A 20,631-nucleotide genomic window follows, 5' to 3' on the forward strand; every position below is an offset into this window, starting at 1 on the left:
GATATGGATGATAAGCATCGATTCTCGTCGGACGAAGATTTGTTTAAGTGAGGAATAATAAAGTCATGACAATTATGACAGAAGCGCATCATGCTGCGGAAACAAGGACAAGACTCTTTTTCCGGGGCGCTGTTGCAATGATGCCTTTAAGTATTGCCGTATTACCCTGGGGGTTGTTGGCCGGTTCTTTTGCGGTTGAATCCGGGTTAACCGTGATGGAGAGCCAGGCATTATCTGCGATTTTATTTGCAGGTTCCGCACAGCTGGTCGCCACGGGAATGTTGAAAGCCGGTGCCGGATTATTCTCGCTGCTACTGACGGTCTTTTTTATTACTTCACGTCATTTTCTCTACAGTGTCTCAATGCGTTCAAAAATCAGCCCGATGTCGTTGCGTTGGCGACTATTGCTAGGATTTTTATTGACCGATGAACTGTTCGCCTTACTCAATCATCAGGATGATGCTCGCTTTAATCGCTGGTATGCATTCGGCGCCGGATTCAGTTTTTATCTGATCTGGAACCTTGCAACACTGGTCGGCATTATCGCCGGCCATGCAATTCCAAACTTGAATTCGCTGGGGCTTGATTTTGCGATTGCAGCGACTTTTATTGCGATTGTCGTTCCGAATATGAAAACCTTACCGGTAAAAATATCGGTTCTGGCCGGGCTCGTGATGTCGGTTCTGTTGAATATGTATCAGGTGGAGGGCAGTCTGGTGATCGCCAGTTTATCCGCGATGATTGCAGGTTACGTGACCGAAACCTATATGGAGAGCAAGTCAGCGAAGAACAAGTCAGCGAAAAACAAGTCGGCGGGGAGTAAGTAGCATGATTTTAATCCAGATTGTGATTATGGCGATGGTGGTGTTTTTGAGTCGCTATCTCTTTTTAGAACCGAAATTACCGTTGCGTTTAGGGCCTCAGCTACACCGGTTTCTGAGCTACTCCGGCCCGGCAATCTTGACTGTGATTTGGGCACCGATTGTGTTCATGCCAGAGCAATCACTCTGGCTCGACTGGCAGAACCCTTATTTGTGGGGCGCGTTGACGGCTGGCGTGATCTCCTGGAAAACCAAAAACGTTTTACTCACCACCGTGCTGAGCATGATGGTGTTTTTGGTGTTTCATCTGCTGGTGTTCCCATCGTAATGGTCGGGTTACTGAGCGACCCATTCAATTTCGATTAAGATTTGATCTTCACTTTTCAGGCGGGCGAGGAAAGTATCTCCCGCTTGAACAACACCGACACCTTTGGGGGTTCCGGTCATGACAATATCCCCATCTTCCAACGTGGTGTAACGTTGCAGCTCCTGCAAAATTGTCGCGGGTGAATACATCATCTGAGTGACCCGGCCATGCTGGATCCGGACGCAATTGATCAGTAATTCCAGATTCAGCGTTTCGATCTCAATGTCTTTTAAAGCAATAAACTTACTGAAGACGGCCGAACCGTTGAATGCTTTCGCCCGTTCCCAAGGTAATCCTTGCTTCTTGAGTTGGGACTGAAGGTTTCTTTTGGTCAGATCCAATCCGAGTCCAACACCATGAAATCGGTTATTTTTGACCAAAAAACAGATCTCAGTTTCATAGTGAAGTGGCTCTTCATGGAAGGCATGCAACTGCGCGGTGATACTGCTGTTGGGTTTATGGAACACTACCATCTCTTCGGGAACGGCGTTATCCAGTTCATGAATATGTTCGATGTAATTTCTACCGACACAGACCACTTTTGAAGGGGTAATTTTCCGGTTGCCGAAGCGAATGGTGTTCATAATCTTGTCCTTGATAAAGTCTCTCGTGAAGCTCTGAATCTGACTGTCAGAGATGGTCAGAGAATAGTCTATCCGATCTGAAGCCGAATGAATATTAATATATATTCAATAGCTTATTGATCATTATGTCCCTTTGACTGAACTCAAAATTGAGCGTAATTGAGCCATAGATGCGCCACAATACTGGCGGCATAACCTAACGCAATGACAGGTGTCCATCTCAAATGACTCAAAAAAGTATACTGTCCGTGAGAAGCGCCCATCAGCGCCACGCCAGCCGCAGAACCAATCGACAACATACTGCCGCCGACACCGGCAGTCAGCGTAATGAGGAGCCAGTTGCCGTCAGACATGACGGGCGCCATGGTAAGGACGGCGTACATGATCGGAATGTTATCGATAATCGCGGAGAGTGCGCCCATGAATATGTTTGCCCATTGTGCTCCCCAATGCGGATAGATGGTGCCCGATATCAGGCTGAGGTAGCCCAACAGACTCAGGCCACCGACACTCATGACGATGCCGTAGAAAAACAACAAGGTATCCCATTCTGCATGTGAAATACGTTTAAAAACATCAAAAGGTACGATTGAGCCTAATCGTTTGAGGGTGGTCTCATCATGATTGGCGAGCGCGAGTGCTTTCTGCCGTGCAAGGAAGTGAGGCAGTGATTTTTGGAGGTAGTAACCGAAAAACTGGAGATAAGCCAAGCCCATCATCATGCCCACGACGGGGGGAAATTCGAATAAAGCGTGAAAACTGACCGCGGTGAGAATGGTCAGTAAGAATAATGCCACAATCCGTTTTGCACCGCGTTTGGCGTCCACGTGGTCCTGAACAAGGTTCGGGCGGCCTTTGGGTAAAAAGCATGACATCAGGAGGGCCGGAACCATGTAATTGATGACCGATGGAATGAATAGGTTAAAAAACTGAAGAAAACTGGCCATCCCCGCCTGCCAGACCATCAATGTGGTAATGTCGCCAAACGGGCTGAATGCCCCTCCGGCATTGGCTGCAATGACAATATTAATGCAACAGAGATTGACGAAGCGCGGGTTGTTTTCACTGACTTTCATGACCACCGCACACATCAACAGGGCCGTTGTCAGGTTATCTGCAACCGGAGAGATGAAAAAGGCGAGTAATCCGGTCAGCCAGAATAAAGCCGAGTAGCTGAATCCTTTACTGACCATCCATGATCGCAACGTGTCAAACAAACACCGCTCTTCCATCGCGTTAATGTAAGTCATTGCCACCAGAAGAAAGAGCAGCAATTCAGCATATTCCAGCAGGTTTTTCTCGAAAGCTGCTTTGGCGACTTCCATCTGATCGATTTGTTGATAAGAGAAACCGATAATGGCCCAGATAATCCCGGCAGCCAGCAGGACTGGCTTTGACTTTTTCAGCTTGATGGTTTCTTCAAAAGTGACGGTGATATAGGCGATGACAAAGAGAATGACACAAGCATAACCGGCCCAAGAGTGTGTCATATCAATCGAAGAAACTGGGCTGGAATGTGTCGATGCAACACTGAGAAAAGGGAATAAACACAGGAGTAAAATCAAAAAGCGCCCGGCAGGTCTTATCGTCATCACGTTATCCTTCTGATGAAAAAGCACATTCAGTGTAGACCGCATTCATCGTGCTGACTGTGAGTCGAATCAAAATCAACCATACTCAACAGTATTCATTAGCGTGAATCAATAGCCCTGTCTCCGGGCGCTTAGATTTACAGGACCATCGGTAGTGTGGACGCCACAAGCAGAAAAGCCATTGCATAATTAAACCATAGGAGATGGACCGGATTGCGCAGGACGTTACTGATCTGTTTGCCGGCAAAGATCCAAGTGGTTCCGGAAGGAATATTGATGATGATAAAAATGGCAGCGGTCCAGAGTAGCCCTGGCACACTTGCAGACGGATTGTAGAGGCTCACCGCGGTGAGTGCCATCGACCAGCCTTTAGGATTGACCCACTGAAACAGGGCTGCGGCATAAAACGTCATGGGCTGATAGTCGCCCGTGGCTATATTGGACTGACTGGTCGCGATCTTGATCGCTAAATAAACCAGATAGGACAGGCATAGCCATTTCAGAATAGGGTGGAGGATCGGGAAAGTATGGAACATACCGGCAGCACCGATACCCACCAAAAATAACATGACACCGAAGCCCAAAGTGACACCCAGCATATGTGGGAGTGTCCGCATGAAACCGACATTTGCCCCGGAAGTCATGAGCATCATATTGTTTGGTCCGGGTGTGAATGTCGCGGTGAATGCAAATAGGATCAGGGCGGGAAGTTGTTCAAATAGCATGGATGATTCTCTTGTTGTTTCAGGCTGTATCATTGTGAGAAATCATAACGAGAAAAACGGGCAATTTTGTGTTTATATTGCATTAAATATTGAATTTATAGCAATGATTTGTTTGTTTTGGCTTTTTTGTAACAACAATATTGCGACTGGTTGCTGTAAAGCGACTGAAGTGAGATTTGAATGACTTTGCATCAAAACCGCGAAGGGGTGAACAAGATGGTGATGCGTCTCAAAAAATTTTACCTTCAGAGTTTCGTTTGTAATTGTTTTTGTTATATTGACAACAATATTGACATCGATAGTATTTACCAGGCGTGTTACTGATACGCAGGCAAGACCTGGATTGGACAGTTCAAAATAAACTGTCCAATCCAGGTCTTTTTTTTTACTTTAAAAAGGATAAATAATGAATTACGACAATATAGCAAAGTCCATTTTAGAGTGTGTGGGTGGAAAAAAGAATATATCCAATGCGCTGCACTGTTCAACTCGACTCCGATTAGAGCTTCATAATACATCAGGTGCAGACTTAGAAAAAATTAAAGAAATTCCCGGTATTATGGGTGCTGTGAATAGTGGTGGTCAGTGTCAGGTCATTATTGGTAATGATGTTAGTTTCGTTTTCAATAAATTAACCACCCTGATTGATGATAATGGTAGTGAAGGCATTACAACTGAAAAATCGGTGAATAGAAAATTAGATTTGTCTCTGAAAGGATTGTTTGACAAATTCGCAGCGCTTGTAACCGGTATATTTCAGCCGATTATTCCTGCGATTGCTGCTTCAGGTATGTTAAAAGCATTACTCTTGCTCTCCGTTTCTATGGGTTTAACCACAAAAACAAGTCAATTTTATTTGGTTACTAGCTATATTGCCGATGCGGCTTTTTACTTTCTTCCGCTGCTTCTGGCTTTTTCTTGTGCTCAGAAATTTAAAACCAATCCTTTTGTTTCGGTTGCTTTAGCTGGTGTATTAGTTCATCCAAAACTCATTGCATTAATGGGATCAGGGACACCGATTGAATATATTGGTATGCATATTCCTCCAGTATCTTATGCTTCTTCTGTGTTGCCGATTATATTCACAATTTGGTTGATGTCATATATTGAACCGCTCGCTGATAAAGTCTCTCCCGGGGCGGTTAAAATATTTATGAAGCCGCTATTAGTCTTAGCTATTGTAGCGCCTGTTGCATTGATTATATTAGGGCCAATGGGGACTTACATGGGACAAGGCTTATCCAGTGGTGTTTTTTGGATACAAAGTAAGGTTGGTTGGTTAGCCGTTGCATTGCTATCTATTTTAATGCCATTAATTGTTATGTTTGGTATGCATAAAGTATTCTATCCGATTATATTTGCTGCAATGGCATCACCGGGCTATGAGACATTAATTCATAGTGCCATGTTATCCTCAAATATGGCTCAAGGCGCAGGTGCATTGGCTGTATGGTATCTCACTAAAGATGTACAATTAAAACAAAATGCACTGCCTTCAGGAATTTCAGCGCTATTTGGTATCACTGAACCAGCATTGTATGGTGTTCATTTAAAGTTAAAGCGCTCGTTGCTTGGTTGTATGATCGGTGCCGGTTGTGCGGGGATCTATGCCGGTGTGGTCACCCTTAAAGCATACGCACCCGTTGGCCCGGGATTGGCCTCATTACCCATGTGGATTGGTGAAGGTGACAATTTCTATCATGCACTGATTACGCTGGCGATTTCTGTAATTGTTACACCGATTGCGGTATATTTTATTGGTGTGGATAGTCCGGTAGAAAATAAATAGTGATTTTATTAATACTTTGGTAAGTTGAATTATGAAAATCAGTGAATTTATCCGTGAGATTATATTATATATTGGTGGGGTGAACAATATCCTTGGGATAAATCACTGCTCAACTCGTTTGAGATTTGATATTGATGATTTAAAAGAAGTGGATATAAAGGCATTAAATAGAATGCCTAAAGTGGTTGAGGCATTTTATAGGGCAGGACAGGTTCAAATTATTATAGGCGATGATGTTAATGTTATATATAAAGAATTGTTAAGGACCTACAATATCCCGGTTGCACATCAATCAAGGGTTGAATTTAATCATGATGGTTCATTATTGAAAGGAAATTTAAATAAGTTGATGTCAACTCTGGTTGGTATATTTCAACCCATCGTTCCTGCGATTATTGGTGCAGGTATGATTAAGGCGGGATTGTTGCTTTTTGTTAGCATCCACTTTATGGATAAATCCGATGATGTTTATCAACTATTAAACTTGATCTCTGACTCTATATATTACTTTCTTCCTATACTACTTGCGTTATCATGTTCATATAAGTTTAACACCAATTCATTCTTATCTATCTCAATTGCCGGTGTTTTGGTTTATCCAGAACTTTTAAAAATACTATTGACGACCAATGTTATTGAAATTGCCGGTATAGAGCTCTCTTCTACCCAATATGCATCATCGATTATTCCTATCATACTCACCATTTGGATGATGTCTTATGTTGAACGACTTTGTGATCATGTGATACCGAGTATGGTTGCAATATTTTTAAAACCAGTTGTTATTTTAATTGTTATTGTCCCAATTTCATTGACTATTTTAGGCCCTGTTGGCAATCATATCGGAGGGATGCTGTCTGATTTCACTGTTTTTGTTCAGAGAGAATTCGGATGGTTTGCGAATGCACTGCTTGCTGCATGTATGCCATTTTTTGTCATGTTTGGTATTCACAAGATATTTTATCCTATAGTGATATCAGCCATGACTAAAACGGGATATGATACTTTGGTTCTTACCGCTATGTTAGCATCTAATGTTGCTCAGGGTGCTGGTGCTTTAACAGTTTGGTTATTCACACAAAGAAAATCGCTAAAGCAAATCGCATTGCCAGCAGGAATAGCCGCTTTATTTGGTATTACAGAAGTAGCGTTATACAGTGTCCATTTGAAAATGAGACAAGCATTCGTTTGTTGTATGATTGGTGCAGCAACTTCTGGGTTACTTGCAGGTATCCTTGGGCTTAAAGCTTACGCAAATCTAGCCCCCGGATTAGTCACTTTACCAATGTTTATTGATGATGGATTTAATTTTCAATATTCATTGATCGTCATATTTACTTCTATTTTGGTTACATCCGTCTCTATATACCTATGGAACTTAAAAACAGGATTTCTTGCTGCAGTCAGTGAATCTGATGATATAGAGAAAAAGAATATTGATGATATAAAAAACAGAGATAGAGATAATAGAAATAGAATAGATTCCAATACATTAGCAAATCGGATAATTATCTTTTCACCAATGTTTGGTGAATTACGCCCCTTGAATGAAGTAAAAAATGATGACTGGATAGACAATAATCTCTGGAAAGGTGTCGGTATATTACCCTCTCAGGGAATTGTCAGAGCACCATTTGATGGTATTGTTACTTCAAAATCTGTAAGTAACCACTCAATAAATTTAACTTCAGTTGAAGGTGTTGAGCTAATGATATGTATAGGTGTGAATGAGGATCAAACGAATTCAGACCTATTTTTTTCATATGCCAATGTGGGTGACTATGTAGAGCTTGGCGATAAACTGATTGAATTTAATATTGAGAAAGCGATTGACAATGATATGGATATATTTAGTGTGGTGATTGTTACCAATTCATCCGATTATTTTGATGTTATTTCGAGTGTAGAATCAAATAGCGTAAAACCAAGTAAGCCATTGCTTACAATATTATAATTATATGGTGATATGAAGATGAAGATTATAAAGATTTTAAACACAAGTGTTGTTCTTGTGAAAAGAAATGATCGTCGAGAAGTAATCGTGTTTGGAAAGGGCATTGGTTTTAAAAGCAAACCGGGTGACCGAATTAATCCTGATGATATTGAAAAAACATACATACTAGAAAGTGACTCAGTAACATTAGAGGTGATTGACTTATTAAGAGATATTCCTGGAGAGTATCTGTCTTTGGTGAGTGAAATCGTTGAGCACGCTGAATCGGTGTTAAAAGTATCTTTGTATGAACATGTTTATGTTTCACTCATTGACCACTTATATTTCGCAGCCAAGAGACTGAAACAAAACATGCCTATTTCTAATCGGATGCACTGGGAAATACAAAAGCTATATCCTATGGAATATAGTTTAGGGAAACATGCATTAACACTGGCTAAGCAATATCTGGATGTGGATTTTCCTGAAGAAGAGGCATCCAATATCGCATTTCATCTGATTAATGCACAGCAGGTCGATCAAAATATGAACCAGGTGATGCTGTTAGCGAGCATTGTGAAAAATATCTTAAATATTGTCAAAATAACATTTGATGTTGAATTTGATACGTTCTCAGTAAATTATTCTCGCTTTGTAAATCATTTGCAATTTTTTGCCCAAAGACTCGTTGGAGACAAAATGCTGAAGAGTGATGATGATGAGTTTCTAATGAGTGCAATACATAAGTACAATGAAGAATATGAGTGTGCTTTATCGATAAATGATTATGTTAAAGCTCGATTTGAACGCTCTATTCCCAATGAAGAGCTTCTGTATTTAATTATTCATATTAATCGAGTTATTGTAAGAGATAAATAAGGAGCTAAAATGTCCGAAGTTATGAGAAAGTTCCCCGATGGTTTTTTATGGGGAGGCGCAATTGCAGCCAATCAGGTCGAAGGGGCTTGGAATCTGGACGGTAAGGGAATATCAACGGCAGATATAGCAACTTATAAAAAGAATCTGTCAAAGGGTGACTACGTAAAACACAATTCTGTTGATGAACAGCAAATTAAAGCTGCAATGGCGTCACTATCTACTGATGAATATCCGAAACGTAGAGGTATTGATTTTTATCATAGATATAAAGATGATATTACCTTGATGGGACAATTAGGAATTAAAGCACTACGTTTTTCAATTGCATGGACTCGTATTTACCCTCATGGTGATGAAACTCAGCCCAATGAAGCTGGTTTAGCATACTATGACCGTTTAATTGATACATTAATTGAACAGAATATTATCCCTGTGGTCACCTTATCTCATTATGAAATGCCAATGCATTTAGTGAATGAATATGGAGGATGGTCTTCTCGTCAGGTTGTTGATTTTTTCGAACGCTTATGTATAACTTTATTTGAACGCTACAAAGAAAAAGTTAAATATTGGATTACATTTAATGAGATTGACAGTATTGTCCGTCATCCATTCAGTAGTGGTGGTATTATTCCACATCGATTTGAAAATGTAGAACAAGCTGTCTATGATGGTCTTCATCATCAATTTATTGCAAGTGCAATTGCGGTTAAACATTGTAAAAAAATCATACCCGATGCACAGATTGGCTGTATGTTAACAAGCCTACTTACTTATCCACATACTTGTAATCCTGATGATGTGTTCGCGGCACACTGGAATAATCAATTCAATTATTTCTTTACCGATGTTCAAGTCAGAGGTGCTTATCCTAAATATATTCAGCGCTACTTTGATGAGAAAGGAATAAAAATAAAGCTAGAAGAAGGCGATGAAGCGTTACTCTATCATAATACTGTAGATTTTATTTCTTTTAGTTATTACAACTCTTTCGTGACAAGTGCGGATAGTGAGGGCTTGGAAACCGTCAGTGGTAATACAATGGGTGGAATTAAGAATCCATACTTGCCCGTATCAGAATGGGGTTGGCAAATTGATCCGCTTGGTCTGAGAATCGCGCTCAATAATTTATATTCGCGCTACCAGAAACCACTCTTTATTGTGGAAAATGGATTGGGTGCATATGACAAAGTTGAAGATGATGGCTCGATTATCGATGACTATCGAATTCAATACTTACGCGCTCATATAGAACAAATGCACGAAGCGATTTTGGATGGTGTTGAACTCATGGGATATACATTGTGGGGGATCATTGATCTGATTAGCTATTCTTCTTCAGAGATGGAGAAGCGATACGGTTTAATTTACGTCGATCAAGATAATGACGGCAATGGGACTTTAGAAAGGAAAGTGAAAAAAAGTTTCGCATGGTACAAAAATGTCATCGAAGACAATGGATTATAGTTAGCCTACCGCACTGAAAGCGCGATGAATACGTTATTTGGGGCATATCAAATCAGATGGTTTTCCAAGGTATTCATCGTTTATCAAGCCGATCATTTACTGGTGACTCAACGAGTCGCCAGTCGCAGAAATACGATGTCCTCATATCAATTTACCTTCGAAATAAGCGCTCAGTTTGCTGAATATAAATGTGTCGGTGGGTCGGAAGCAAACTCATGTCAGATTTCAGTGGGTATATTGTGCCAATAAACGCTTCAATGCATCCGGATCTTGCTGTGCAAGCTTATCCAAGGCTTCTTTTGCGGTGTTTCTCATATTTTCTTGGTGCGTTTTTTTCACCGTTTCAACCCTATCCAAAAGTTTAGTCAGTGCCACAACCTCTTTGCTTTTACTATTCTTACTTAACTCAAGGACCACCTTTGCCAGCAAACTGAGCTGAGTACCGTAACTTGCGACATGACTCACGATCTCTTTTTCTATCGCTTGATTGCCGGCGAAATTCAGTTCGATTTGGGGCGATAAAAAATTAGCCCGGGCATTAATATCTTGTTCAACCGCGCCGCTCAATGGTAAGTAGATGTTTTTTAACCAAAATGTAAACCATGGATTCATATCTTTAACCTTAATCAATGTGATGTACTGATATGACAATAGTCCATTTTGTGATAATGCGTGTTTGGTTGAGTATGATAAATATGATTTTCTACGTTGATCACGCAGTATGATAGTGATGACATCAGTCCCGTTATCGCACGCCGGCATTCATTTTCAATTGCCAGTAACCGACTGAAATATAGCGATTAAACTTGAAACCGATGTGATTAAATTCACCAACGGGTTTGAACCCCAAGGATTCATGTAGCCGGACACTGGGTAAATTCGGCAGGGCAACCACCCCCATTACGTTTTTAATCCCTTGCTGTTTCAAGCGGTCTAGCAGCGCGCTATATAACTGACGTCCGAACCCATTGCCTGCTGTGGTTGGTGCTAAGTAAATCGTTGATTCTACGGTAAACCTATATGCAGAGCGGGTATGCCAAGGGCCAGCATAAGCATATCCCATTATTTCATCATCCACTTCCAAGACAAGCCACGGGAAGCCCGTGCTTAATGTTTTTTGCAGACGTGCAGACATTTGATCGACGGATAGTGGCTGCTCTTCAAAGGTGATGGTGGTGTCACGAATGAAGTGATTGTAAATCGCGGTGATAGCCGCGGAATCATTTAAATGACAATCTCTGATGTTCATACGTCCTCCCTGACGTTCTTGATTGATACTCAACGTCTGATTATGAGCCAACCCATTTGCTGATACCAATTGCTTCCATGACAAATTCAACCGATAAAGCAGCAAGAATCATCCCCATAATCCGGGTGAGTAGAGAGGCGCCGCCAATGCCAATGATTCTGATAATCCCACCTGAAAAAATGAGTAATATCAGCGTAACGGTTAAAACGGAAAGCATCGTTAAAGATGTGATGACCTGATCTTGAATCGTATAAACATTGTTATCGGTGATGAGGATCACTGCCAAAATGGCACCGGGTGACGCAGTGGCGGGAATGGCGAGTGGAAACACTGCAATATCATGCAACGGTTCTCTTGCCTTCTCCTGATTATCATTAGAAAAGATCATTTGTAACCCGAACAGGAACAGAATGACACCCCCTGCGACCTGAAAAGAGATCAGGCTGATGCCCATTGCACCCAGTAGTAACTGCCCGACAATAATCGCACCTATTAAAATGAGTGCTGCATAAAAAATAGTCTTGTATGCGGTTTTTCTGCGCTCTTGGGCGGAGAATTTGACCGTCATACCAGCAAATAAGGCCATTGTTCCAATGGGATCAATCGTTGCCCAAATGATGAGAAAATCGTGAATTACTTTGTCTATCACTCGTTTTTTAGTCCTCAGTTATTACATGTTTTAGAAAGAGATGGTCATTATCCTATATCTTATACTCGTAGATGAGAGTATGCGGTACTTAAATATGACGAAAAATTAACGATTGGCGCCAGATTTGTTTTGTTAGTTTTTGTTGCGAGAGCTTCAGTGAAAGACCGGAGAGCATTAACAAGGTCGCGAGAGTGTCACCAATTGTACTCAAAATATAGTCCACAATATGCGTTAGATTGAATATTTTGTGCCCAAGTAACCGCAAGATGCAGGATTCAGAGTGTCTTCAATCGGCGCCTTTCTGCGTCAAATGCGTATACTATGTATCGGTTAACAGTCTGTGACACAAAGACGGAGGCAGGGGGAAAACAATGAATCACGTTACAAAATCGGCACTTTTGTCATTAGCTATGACGCTGAGTATCGGGGCCTGTCAGGCTAACCCGCAGTCTCATTCATCACATGAGGTGACCCGGTGGTCTGTTCCGATCGGGTTGCGTTGGATGTGGCAACTTCAGGATTATGAGAATTTTAAGATTGACCCTGATGTCGATGTTTATGATGTTGACCTGTTTGAGGCGAGTGAAGGTGGCGCGCGGAGTTTGATTCACCGACTGAAATCTGCCAATAAAAAAGTGATTTGTTATTTCAGTGCCGGGACGCGAGAGGATTGGCGCAGCGATGCCGATGACTTTATCGACAGCGCTGTGATTGCCGATGGCGACATGAAAGATTGGCCGGGAGAAATTTGGCTCAATATCGCGAATCGCGATGCGCTTGAGAATAATATCAAGCCCATTATGTCGAAACGACTCGATTTGGCGGCTGCCAGCGGCTGTGATGCGGTTGAACCTGATAATGTTGATGCCTATACGAATATCGATGAAACCCACGGTATCATTCGCCCTGATGACCAGCTGAGATACAATCGTTGGTTAAGCCAAGCCGCTCATCAGCGGGGGCTTGCGATTGGGCTCAAAAATGATATGCAACAGTTAAATGAGTTGGTCGATGACTTTGATTTTGCGGTTAATGAACAATGTTATGCCTATGGTATTGAATGCGTGCATTATGTTGGAACGTTTCTGGCAAAAGGCAAAGCTGTTTTTAACCAAGAATATTATACCGATGGTCAGGAGGGAGAGATTGACAGAAGTACATTCATCTCCTCTGCATGTTCATATTTCCAGAGTGTCGGTATTTCATCTTTGTGGAAGCAGGGCTATGCGTTAGATGGTGTCGGGGTGAAGTCTTGCGTGAATTGAGCCTGGTTTTGCGTGCGCACCAAGCCGCAGGCGTATCATTTTTTATCTCCCAGTCTCTGGCGCCACAGTTGATTGTTCGAGTGTTGTACAACTAAATCTCAATTTTCAACAGATATAAAAAAGCCTTAGAAAGGGAACCACATCATCTTTCTAAGGCTGGAGCATGATTGGGTTAATCAATGACTCGTATTTAACTCACTCGCTTGGTGAAGACGGTTTTTCTCCATATTGCATATTGGTCCACCGTTGTTTTAAAACGTAAGCCGCAGATTTTGGCCGTCTGTCCCGGGTGAAAATACCTTTCTTGTTTCCGCCGACACGAACGATGCCTTGGGATGTGGCAAAGTCTGCAAAATTCCAGACTTGTTCACCGACAAGGAAGGGAAGGCGATCAAATACCCGATGATACATGTTGAGGAAATCGCACTGATATTCCTCTGACCACATTTCATTGTAAACGGAATGCAGACCAGCCATGGTGTCAGTCCCGTACTCTGTGATGATAATTGGCTTTTGATGCTTCTCATGCCAGGCCATCAACTCTTGCTCCAGAACCGTCTCGGCTTCTGATAAATCGGCTGGGTTTTCGTACCATCCGTAATACCGATTCAGGCAAAGTACATCGAATAAATCGCTAATCTGATCTTCATGTAATGAAGATTTAGTGATGTTGACACAACAGATTGGTCGCGAAGTATCCAATTCTCGGGTTGCAGAGACTAAAGGCAAAAAGTAATCCCGGCTGGCTGTTTCACGAGCATCGGGTTCATTCGCAATACACCACATCACAACGGATGGGTGATTTTTATCTCTTGCGATTAACTCTTGAATTGCCGATAGATGAGCCTTTTGCGTGTCACTGTTGATGGCTTCATCACAGAACAGCTTTTCCGGTCGGTTAAAGTTTCTCAACATCGGGAGAGAGACGTTAAAACCGACAGCCGGCGTTTCATTGATCACCACAATTCCATGCTCATCTGCCCAGTCAAGCATTTCCTCTGCATAAGGATAGTGTGATGTCCGGTAAGAGTTCGCTCCAATCCAGTTCAACAAGGCATGGTCGTGAACCAGCATGACATGATCAAAGCCTTTACCGCGAAAATCTGCATCTTCATGACGACCAAAGCCGGTGAAATAAAATGGCTGACCGTTAATCAGGAATTTATCTTTCTCTACGGCGATGGTCCGGATCCCGACTCTCAGATCATACTGGTCATCTTTACATTTGACGACAAGGGTATAGAGATACGCTTTTCCGGGGTGCCATAAAACCGGTGCATCAACGGTTAACGTGCCGTGATTCCCTTTACCTCGGGCAACCTCTTTACCTGTGTGGTCGAATAACTGACATTCACACACATCGTCAGCCAATATGTCGTAGTCGATATAACCTTGGCTGTGATCTTCACTGACGCGGGTGACAACAGAGACATCATTGATGAATTCTTCAGGCGTCGAGTACAACCAGACATGTCGGTGAATCCCGGCGTAGTTGAAGAAATCATGGAAATAATGTTGCTTCTTGCGGCCATTATTTTCAACAACCACACCCGGCGGTATGGTCTGCCACGATAATTCATTGTTGACACAGACGGTAATGCGTACACGTTCTCCGCCATGAACGAGGTCGCTGATATCTGCTTCAAATGGTGTATAGCCACCACGATGTTCAGCGACACAAACGTCATTACACCAGACGGTTCCCTGATGCGTGACGGCATCGAATCTCAGGACAATACGTTGCGCATCCCAACCTTGTGGTATCCGTAATTCTGTTTGATACCAGACATTCCCGACGTGGTTTTTTATCTTCTCGTCCGCAAATTGATCATTAAAGCTTCCCGGGACGGCGATTTTCAATTTATTTTCTAATGGTGCTGAATACCAACGCTCGTCATAACCGATTGTTGCAGGGTCTAATTTAAAGTCCCATAACCCGTCGAGTCGCTTCGTTTCTCGTGCTTCATTTTCTATTGGTTTTAACATGATGTGCCTTTGAACTAGATGAATTGATATTTAAAGGTTGAAGTCATACTGAATACCCGCTTTGACATCCCAATAGTCCAGATCATCGCCTAAAGCACTCCCTGAGCGTTTTTCATTGGCCACATCGGATGCAACGAATGCTCTTAATCCCGTAAGCGGACCAGAATTAACTTTGTAGAATACAGCGGCGACGACACCTTTCCCCTTAATAGAAATCGTTCTGTGCGTATCTTCATATCCATCCGTCATTAACGGTGCAACCATGACGGAGAAATTATTATTGATCGTATAATTCACACCGATTTGTAAGGAATACATATCTTCTTTATTTCTATCGATACTCAGAGAGCCGACATAACCAATATCTGTATTCACATTTGTACCGATACCATTTAATACATGGCTGACATAACCCAATCCGCCGAAATAACTTATATCGGCATTGGTATAGGTAATTTTTCCAGAATAGACTTGGGTATCATTGTGATAACTTGCGGCTTTCGATAAACCACTTAATGACGCGTTCAGTGTCAGGAATTCATAGCGAATATTACTTTGGTCATCAAACGAATCTTTTCTTTGTAATTTCAATTCAACCTGAGAAGAAACATCATCCTGCCAAGAATAACCCAGATCAACGCGATTCTGGTCATCGTGCCAACTACCGGCTAAGAATGCCCGAGGTTCCTTCTTGGAATAGGTTCCGGTACTTGAGTCAAAAACACCTTCATCCCGGACACCGGTTCCGACGTCTGTCCAGAGGAATACGCGTTGACGCCACATGCCCCACAATTCCACATTCTCGTTGAGATCGTAGTGAACAAGCGCGCCTTCGGATAACGTCGGCATCGTCCGATTGGAGCCGCTTGAAATCAACGGAACATCATAAGGCAAGCTGCCATAACCACTATCGGTACCAAAGCGACCCACTTTCAACTTGAGATCATCATTGAGCTTAAATTTCAGTGCCCCTTGGGTCAGTGAAAAGCTGTCGTATCCTCTTAAGTAACCTCTGGTACTACTTGAGCCATCTGCCCCTAGTTTGTATACATAGTAAGCACTGCCGGTGACACCGACAAAGTCAGAGAAATAGTGAGTGTCTAAATCGACCATCGTGCCTTGGACCCACGCATAAATATCTCGACCGCTTGGCCCGGCACTCGGTCGCTCGGCTTTACGAAAATCATTTTTTAAACGTAATCGTAATGAATCCGCGTTATTGTCGGGTTCGCTGGCGAAAACCGAAGTGGATAACATTGCGACGATGACGGCACTCAAAGTTGGGATAAATAATTTCTTCATGGTTTATGCTCCTTCGTTTACTTTTGTTAAACGAGAAGATTCCGTATCGGAAATATTATCCTCGTCCTTTTTCGCTTCTTCACATTCTTTAAGATAAGATTCGTTATCTGCTTTTCTAAAGAATGGGTACCAACAAACAATCTGCACCAGCACAAGAAATACCTGCACGACTGCAATTTTCCAGCTACCTTCCATAATACCGTTTAATATAATTGGCATGCCTGAAATAGGTGTAATACCTGCAACTCTCGGAACTAAACCAATATATGTGACGAAATAAGCGATGGTTAAACAAATCGCATTTAAAGAAACAAATGGAATAATGAAACGGAAATTGAAGACCATTGGTGTACCAAATACCAATGGCTCACTGATACCAAATAACGCTGGAATAGTTGTGAGTTTCCCTAATTTTTTATAGTGCTGACTCTTTGATGCGAACATCATTAAAAGTGTGAAACCAATAGCACTCGCGGACATGGTATAAGTGCTCACAAATGCACGGCCGGTAATGTTAGGAAGTGCTTCTCCTGCGGCATATGCGGCGAGTTGGGTGGCATCCATTGCGGTAAAAATAGGCAAGACCACCGAATAGATAACCAGCGTACCATGGATACCGAGGAACCATAGCAACTGAGCAAATGTCCACAAGATAAGAATCGATATAATATTGCCACCGACACCTTCCAAAGGCGTTTGAAGGAATGAATAAACAAACTGGTGGACACTGCCAAAAGATGTGGACTGAAAAATAACGGAGATGGCAGTAAAGAAGATAACAGAAGCGAATCCGGGAATTAAACTACTGAAACTATCCGCGACAACAGGTGGGACACTGCTGGGCATTTTTATGGTGAAGCCTTTCGTCCGAAGATAGATATAGAGCCGGGTAGAGACCATACTGACGACAATCCCGGTAAAAATACCAAATCCTCCGAGCCATTTCATGCCAATCACCGGCATTCCACTTGGTGAAAGATCCATTGGCGTCACAATGAAAAAGCAGATGAATGCTAATATTGCGCAGAATAATGGATCTTCATCATGTTGTTTGGCATAACTACCCGCAATCGAAACACAAAAGATAACCGCTAAAAAGTTCGTTGTGAACATCACGATAAGTTTTAGCGCTGTCGCGACGCCAGATGATGCAATAAATTCTTTATATGCATCGATGGGTAGATTCAGGAATAGTGCTGCAAATGCGCCTAATATAGTAATAGGCATGGCGGCCATCATACCGCCTGTAATCCCATTAACAAATTTACTGGTTTGAATTATATTTACATATTTATTTATATTTTTAATTAATGGACTATTATTTTTAATATTCATAAGGGTACCATGCGTAGGAAGAGGTAAATGTAATTAACCTAATAACAAAAGCGCATCATCAAGGACTTTATCCCCATTCATACTTCCGTAATCGACCATATCAATGACAGCGACTTTGACACCTTTTTCTTCATATATTCCCCGAATTTTATCTTCTAGATACATAATTTGAGGACCAAGGAGTAATATATCTATATTTTCTTTATATGAATCCAGTTTGCCCTCGGGCATTGCCAAAACACTAATATCAAGGTTTCTTTTTTCTGCACTGTCTTTCATTTTTTGCATGAGCATTGATGTAGACATGCCGGCAGCACAAATCAATATTATATTAATCATTTTGTTACCTTTTATTTACTGTGAATTAATTTATACATATCGATCATTTCAATTGCGAGATCACGAGATGTGATTGCGTTCATTAAATGATCCTGACCATGAACAATAACTAAAGAAACATTTGAGACATGATTTCCATTTGCTTCTTCGTGGAGTAGATGAGTTTGAAATTGATGGGCTTTTAATAGCGCTTCATTTGCTTCTTTAATACATGCATCAGCATCCGAGAATAAGCCCTTCTTTGCACATTGAATTGCCATAATAGATTTACTTTTTGCAAAGCCACCATTTACAACCAACTCAGTTACAATATCTTCTAGTGAAATATCCATTAACAACTCCTATTAACTAAATTACATAATAAACAGACCATAGGAAAACTCTACTTAGACATTTTCCTTTTCTAATGTGGAAATTTTCGGTGGTGTTATAAAAGAGAGATGAAATTATCGAATGACGGTTCAGCAATTAATTTCTTAACAGCATCCTCGTTAAACACAAACCGACTTGTTCTTGCATAGAATGTTTCCTGAGCTTCATTCTCTTTTGATGAAACCGACGTCAGCAGGACAACCTGAACATAGTTCCTCCCCCACCAAATCGGTTCTTTCAGCACACCGACAATCACAAAATCCTGATCACTGATGATTTTGTAGGGGTGAGGGGTTGCAACCAGATTGCCAAAGTCCGTTTGACCTAATTCTTCCCTTTTATTGACGGAATCAAGAAATGTCTCAGGTATCTGAATAGACGCAGAAGCAAGCTCGCACAATCGTTTGATGACGTCGTCCTTGCTCTTTTCATCAATGTGATTAAAAAATAATTCTCGGCGGTAAAATGTCGTGACAATACTGTCTTTTTCAAACATGTCCGTATATAAATCAACTTCCTTACTTTCTAAGAAATGACTGACTTCAACGATAGGAACCGGTATATCGATATCAATTTTTACAGTGGAAAAAACATAGTCAATTTGATGCGCTTCAAAGTTAAAATCAGCAAGTTCATATGAGGAACATTCAAATATATTATCGATATAGTCTCCGAATGCATTTCTGTATTTTCTGATAATAAGCTGGCTGGTGCTTTTCCCGGACGAACAGACGATCACAATATTTTTCTTGACCGATCCCTTTCTGTTTTTGTCCAAAGCTAATTCAATCAACATCGCAAAGTAAGTGATTTCATCTTCACTAATTTGAGTGCCATAGTGCATAGATAATGCAAGGCTTGCGGTACTTGCTAAGGTGAAAGCAAAAGGTAATTCTTTAATGATTTCTAATTTCAGTGGGTTGGTTACCGGGATGCCGTATTTCATTCTCAGATCAAATGGAACGAGATGCTTACTGATGGATAGTCTAAGGTCGAAGTTTTGAAAGAAATTAAGATTGTGAGAATCAAGAATCTCTTTGAACATTTTGCTGGTTAAATCATCAATATATCTTGAGATAACCAGGTTGTTGTTTCTTTTATATGCACTGGATGGCAGCTTTGCAGATAATAATAACGATAGGTACTGAATTTCTTTCTCTGAAAGATAGGTGTTAAATTCTCGGGCTATACTATCTGAAATTTCATGAGCCGCTGACAATAAGTCAAGATTTTCTTCATGCTCACAGTTATCAATACTCATGATGTAAAACCCATCTTTGAATCTCTCTAAAGAGATGAAGATATGCTTTACTAAATCATCAAGGTAGGAGTCAGACACGGTAATATTTTTACTCATCAGTGTCGTAACAACAAATGTATTGATCGTGTTGATCAAGTCATGTGAAATGTTGAATTCTGATACATTGAAGTCTCTATCTATGATCTGCTCAGAAATGCACATTCTCTTATGTATTTCATCACCTTCAATCAGGATGCCATAGTTGGGTCTTCTATTAATTCTTAATTGATAGTGATTTAAAATTGTTTCAACTTTCTTGATGTCAGAGCTGAGCGTATTCCTTGATACATAAATATTGTCACAAATGTCATCTATCTTTATATAATTGATTCTGGATATTAAAAAAGAGAGTAAAAAGATAACGCGTTCATCGGGTGTTTTAGGGTGTGTAATATCCGAAAGAAAACTACGTTTGTACTGGGAGAATGCAACCTCATTATGAACAATCAGGGTATACCCCATGTTTGGCTTTGATAGCACTGCAGCACCATGTGCATTCAACTCATCATTCAGTAATTTGATTCTGTTTCGAACCGTCTTTTCACTCGTGTTGACCTTGTTTGCAATGTTTCTGGCAGACTGATAACAATCCTCTCTCAATAATGTTAGTATTTCAGACAACTTATGATTCATCTGCTTCACCCCTATTATTTTTCTCTATGATATTCCCGCCTGAG

The 20,631-nt window shown here is 41.3% G+C and carries 19 protein-coding genes; 7 read left to right on the plus strand and 12 right to left on the minus strand.

What is annotated here, in order from left to right:
• Positions 1 to 65 precede the first annotated feature (65 nt).
• Both BSQ33_RS15825 and BSQ33_RS15830 read left to right on the plus strand, forming a co-directional pair.
• Complete coding sequence (locus BSQ33_RS15825) at positions 66 to 827, plus strand: AzlC family ABC transporter permease (protein ID WP_088134621.1); 762 nt, start codon at positions 66 to 68, stop codon at positions 825 to 827.
• 1 nt (position 828) lies between these two features.
• Positions 829 to 1,149, plus strand: a complete 321-nt coding sequence (locus tag BSQ33_RS15830) for an AzlD domain-containing protein (protein ID WP_021021500.1) — start codon at positions 829 to 831, stop codon at positions 1,147 to 1,149.
• A gap of 8 nt (positions 1,150 to 1,157) precedes the next feature.
• Here the strand turns inward: BSQ33_RS15830 and BSQ33_RS15835 are convergent, their stop codons facing one another.
• The 3 genes from BSQ33_RS15835 to BSQ33_RS15845 all read right to left on the minus strand — a co-directional run bounded on the left by BSQ33_RS15835 (position 1,158) and on the right by BSQ33_RS15845 (position 4,089).
• Positions 1,158 to 1,772, minus strand: a complete 615-nt coding sequence (locus BSQ33_RS15835) for a fumarylacetoacetate hydrolase family protein (protein ID WP_021021499.1) — start codon at positions 1,770 to 1,772, stop codon at positions 1,158 to 1,160.
• A 143-nt stretch (positions 1,773 to 1,915) separates the two neighbouring features.
• On the minus strand, positions 1,916 to 3,364 hold the full coding sequence (gene nhaD / locus BSQ33_RS15840) for a sodium:proton antiporter NhaD (RefSeq protein WP_088134622.1): 1,449 nt from the start codon (positions 3,362 to 3,364) through the stop codon (positions 1,916 to 1,918).
• A 137-nt stretch (positions 3,365 to 3,501) separates the two neighbouring features.
• Positions 3,502 to 4,089, minus strand: coding sequence for a LysE family translocator (locus tag BSQ33_RS15845; RefSeq protein WP_021021497.1), 588 nt, complete (start codon positions 4,087 to 4,089; stop codon positions 3,502 to 3,504).
• Positions 4,090 to 4,495: 406 nt separating this feature from the next.
• Here BSQ33_RS15845 and BSQ33_RS15855 point away from each other — a divergent pair, with 406 nt between their 5' ends.
• The 4 genes from BSQ33_RS15855 to BSQ33_RS15870 are packed head-to-tail and all read left to right on the plus strand — an operon-like array spanning position 4,496 to position 10,157.
• Positions 4,496 to 5,878 (plus strand): PTS transporter subunit EIIC, encoded by a 1,383-nt coding sequence (locus BSQ33_RS15855; protein ID WP_088134624.1) that lies wholly within the window; start codon positions 4,496 to 4,498, stop codon positions 5,876 to 5,878.
• Positions 5,879 to 5,909: 31 nt separating this feature from the next.
• Positions 5,910 to 7,832 carry a PTS transporter subunit EIIC gene (locus BSQ33_RS15860; RefSeq protein WP_088134625.1) on the plus strand — a complete coding sequence of 641 codons (1,923 nt, stop codon included), beginning with the start codon at positions 5,910 to 5,912 and terminating at the stop codon, positions 7,830 to 7,832.
• 18 nt (positions 7,833 to 7,850) lie between these two features.
• Complete coding sequence (gene licT, locus BSQ33_RS15865) at positions 7,851 to 8,690, plus strand: BglG family transcription antiterminator LicT (protein WP_021021492.1); 840 nt, start codon at positions 7,851 to 7,853, stop codon at positions 8,688 to 8,690.
• A 9-nt stretch (positions 8,691 to 8,699) separates the two neighbouring features.
• A complete protein-coding gene (locus tag BSQ33_RS15870) occupies positions 8,700 to 10,157 on the plus strand; it encodes a glycoside hydrolase family 1 protein (protein WP_021021491.1) in 1,458 nt (485 codons plus the stop codon).
• A 225-nt stretch (positions 10,158 to 10,382) separates the two neighbouring features.
• Here BSQ33_RS15870 and BSQ33_RS15875 read toward each other — a convergent pair whose 3' ends face one another.
• The 3 genes from BSQ33_RS15875 to BSQ33_RS15885 form a co-directional block, all read right to left on the minus strand.
• Positions 10,383 to 10,769 (minus strand): hypothetical protein, encoded by a 387-nt coding sequence (locus BSQ33_RS15875; protein ID WP_141650703.1) that lies wholly within the window; start codon positions 10,767 to 10,769, stop codon positions 10,383 to 10,385.
• A 133-nt stretch (positions 10,770 to 10,902) separates the two neighbouring features.
• Complete coding sequence (locus BSQ33_RS15880) at positions 10,903 to 11,406, minus strand: GNAT family N-acetyltransferase (protein WP_088135268.1); 504 nt, start codon at positions 11,404 to 11,406, stop codon at positions 10,903 to 10,905.
• Between the two features lie 40 nt (positions 11,407 to 11,446).
• Positions 11,447 to 12,055: a MarC family protein gene (locus BSQ33_RS15885; RefSeq protein ID WP_021021488.1), complete on the minus strand. Its 609-nt coding sequence runs from the start codon at positions 12,053 to 12,055 to the stop codon at positions 11,447 to 11,449.
• A 371-nt stretch (positions 12,056 to 12,426) separates the two neighbouring features.
• Here BSQ33_RS15885 and BSQ33_RS15890 point away from each other — a divergent pair, with 371 nt between their 5' ends.
• Positions 12,427 to 13,320 (plus strand): endo alpha-1,4 polygalactosaminidase, encoded by an 894-nt coding sequence (locus tag BSQ33_RS15890; protein WP_088134626.1) that lies wholly within the window; start codon positions 12,427 to 12,429, stop codon positions 13,318 to 13,320.
• Between the two features lie 195 nt (positions 13,321 to 13,515).
• Here the strand turns inward: BSQ33_RS15890 and uidA are convergent, their stop codons facing one another.
• The 6 genes from uidA to BSQ33_RS15920 all read right to left on the minus strand — a co-directional run bounded on the left by uidA (position 13,516) and on the right by BSQ33_RS15920 (position 20,587).
• Positions 13,516 to 15,306 carry a beta-glucuronidase gene (gene uidA, locus BSQ33_RS15895; protein WP_088134627.1) on the minus strand — a complete coding sequence of 597 codons (1,791 nt, stop codon included), beginning with the start codon at positions 15,304 to 15,306 and terminating at the stop codon, positions 13,516 to 13,518.
• A 30-nt stretch (positions 15,307 to 15,336) separates the two neighbouring features.
• Positions 15,337 to 16,608, minus strand: coding sequence for a glucuronide uptake porin UidC (gene uidC / locus BSQ33_RS15900; RefSeq protein ID WP_088134628.1), 1,272 nt, complete (start codon positions 16,606 to 16,608; stop codon positions 15,337 to 15,339).
• A 3-nt stretch (positions 16,609 to 16,611) separates the two neighbouring features.
• A complete protein-coding gene (locus BSQ33_RS15905) occupies positions 16,612 to 17,943 on the minus strand; it encodes a PTS sugar transporter subunit IIC (RefSeq protein WP_021019081.1) in 1,332 nt (443 codons plus the stop codon).
• Positions 17,944 to 17,976: 33 nt separating this feature from the next.
• Complete coding sequence (locus tag BSQ33_RS15910) at positions 17,977 to 18,282, minus strand: PTS sugar transporter subunit IIB (protein ID WP_021019082.1); 306 nt, start codon at positions 18,280 to 18,282, stop codon at positions 17,977 to 17,979.
• 11 nt (positions 18,283 to 18,293) lie between these two features.
• Positions 18,294 to 18,614, minus strand: a complete 321-nt coding sequence (locus tag BSQ33_RS15915; protein ID WP_021019083.1) for a PTS lactose/cellobiose transporter subunit IIA — start codon at positions 18,612 to 18,614, stop codon at positions 18,294 to 18,296.
• 95 nt (positions 18,615 to 18,709) lie between these two features.
• Positions 18,710 to 20,587 carry a BglG family transcription antiterminator gene (locus tag BSQ33_RS15920; protein WP_088134629.1) on the minus strand — a complete coding sequence of 626 codons (1,878 nt, stop codon included), beginning with the start codon at positions 20,585 to 20,587 and terminating at the stop codon, positions 18,710 to 18,712.
• Between the last annotated feature and the right edge of the window lie 44 nt (positions 20,588 to 20,631).

The sequence above is a fragment of the Vibrio gazogenes genome, from assembly GCF_002196515.1.
Taxonomy (GTDB): domain Bacteria; phylum Pseudomonadota; class Gammaproteobacteria; order Enterobacterales; family Vibrionaceae; genus Vibrio; species Vibrio gazogenes_A.

Coding starts and splice junctions, on each gene's coding strand:
- BSQ33_RS15880 (WP_088135268.1), bottom strand. CDS start 11,406: ATGAACATCAGAGATTGTCATTTAAATGATTCCGCGGCTATCACCGCG.
- BSQ33_RS15875 (WP_141650703.1), bottom strand. CDS start 10,769: ATGAATCCATGGTTTACATTTTGGTTAAAAAACATCTACTTACCATTG.
- licT (WP_021021492.1), top strand. CDS start 7,851: ATGAAGATTATAAAGATTTTAAACACAAGTGTTGTTCTTGTGAAAAGA.
- nhaD (WP_088134622.1), bottom strand. CDS start 3,364: ATGACGATAAGACCTGCCGGGCGCTTTTTGATTTTACTCCTGTGTTTA.
- BSQ33_RS15860 (WP_088134625.1), top strand. CDS start 5,910: ATGAAAATCAGTGAATTTATCCGTGAGATTATATTATATATTGGTGGG.
- BSQ33_RS15825 (WP_088134621.1), top strand. CDS start 66: ATGACAATTATGACAGAAGCGCATCATGCTGCGGAAACAAGGACAAGA.
- BSQ33_RS15890 (WP_088134626.1), top strand. CDS start 12,427: ATGAATCACGTTACAAAATCGGCACTTTTGTCATTAGCTATGACGCTG.
- BSQ33_RS15845 (WP_021021497.1), bottom strand. CDS start 4,089: ATGCTATTTGAACAACTTCCCGCCCTGATCCTATTTGCATTCACCGCG.
- BSQ33_RS15835 (WP_021021499.1), bottom strand. CDS start 1,772: ATGAACACCATTCGCTTCGGCAACCGGAAAATTACCCCTTCAAAAGTG.
- uidC (WP_088134628.1), bottom strand. CDS start 16,608: ATGAAGAAATTATTTATCCCAACTTTGAGTGCCGTCATCGTCGCAATG.
- BSQ33_RS15905 (WP_021019081.1), bottom strand. CDS start 17,943: ATGAATATTAAAAATAATAGTCCATTAATTAAAAATATAAATAAATAT.
- BSQ33_RS15870 (WP_021021491.1), top strand. CDS start 8,700: ATGTCCGAAGTTATGAGAAAGTTCCCCGATGGTTTTTTATGGGGAGGC.
- BSQ33_RS15915 (WP_021019083.1), bottom strand. CDS start 18,614: ATGGATATTTCACTAGAAGATATTGTAACTGAGTTGGTTGTAAATGGT.
- BSQ33_RS15830 (WP_021021500.1), top strand. CDS start 829: ATGATTTTAATCCAGATTGTGATTATGGCGATGGTGGTGTTTTTGAGT.
- uidA (WP_088134627.1), bottom strand. CDS start 15,306: ATGTTAAAACCAATAGAAAATGAAGCACGAGAAACGAAGCGACTCGAC.
- BSQ33_RS15910 (WP_021019082.1), bottom strand. CDS start 18,282: ATGATTAATATAATATTGATTTGTGCTGCCGGCATGTCTACATCAATG.
- BSQ33_RS15855 (WP_088134624.1), top strand. CDS start 4,496: ATGAATTACGACAATATAGCAAAGTCCATTTTAGAGTGTGTGGGTGGA.
- BSQ33_RS15920 (WP_088134629.1), bottom strand. CDS start 20,587: ATGAATCATAAGTTGTCTGAAATACTAACATTATTGAGAGAGGATTGT.